Below are 586 nucleotides of genomic sequence, written 5' to 3' on the forward strand. Positions count from 1 at the left end.
CACGTTGATAGGCCAGGTGTGGAAGTGCGGCGACGCATGCAGCTTACTGGTACTAATCGCTCGATAGGCTTGATCGTTCTTAGTCAAACTCATGACTAACGCGCTTTGTGTGATGTCTTCTCTTTTCAACGCATCCGTTTCGTTGACCTGGTGGTTATACCGAGAGGTCCCCACCCGATCCCATCCCGAACTCGGTCGTTAAGCCTCTCTGGGCCAATGGTACTTCGTCTTAAGGCGCGGGAGAGTAGGTCGCCGCCAGGTCTACCAAACGGATGCAGTCCAAAACCCTTCAATACACAATCGCACCCTGACGCGGGGTGGAGCAGCCCGGTAGCTCGTCAGGCTCATAACCTGAAGGTCACAGGTTCAAATCCTGTCCCCGCACCCAAGCTTTCTAAGCCCCCTAGCAAACGCTCGGGGGCTTCTTCGTGTCTGCCCAACCCCTCAATCCCCAAGATCAGGCCCCAAGATCAGGCCCCAACATCAGGCCCCAACATCAGGCCAGTCCGGCATCGCCAGCTTCAACGGTCGCCCCGACTCCACCCCAGATAGGTGCTGCAGAAAACTCGCTATGCCGGCCGCGCCC

Annotated in this window: 1 tRNA gene and 2 rRNA genes; all 3 read left to right on the plus strand. The window is 57.5% G+C overall.

Annotation, left to right across the window (positions count from 1 at the left end):
* Positions 1-77: ribosomal RNA gene (locus tag OUA97_RS23270) — 23S ribosomal RNA — on the plus strand; the annotation flags it as partial.
* 69 nt (positions 78-146) lie between these two features.
* Positions 147-261: ribosomal RNA gene (gene rrf / locus OUA97_RS23275) — 5S ribosomal RNA — on the plus strand.
* A gap of 50 nt (positions 262-311) precedes the next feature.
* Positions 312-388: transfer RNA gene (locus OUA97_RS23280), tRNA-Met, on the plus strand.
* Positions 389-586 lie beyond the last annotated feature (198 nt).

This window comes from Phenylobacterium sp. 58.2.17 (genome assembly GCF_026411515.1).
Classification (GTDB): domain Bacteria; phylum Pseudomonadota; class Alphaproteobacteria; order Caulobacterales; family Caulobacteraceae; genus Phenylobacterium.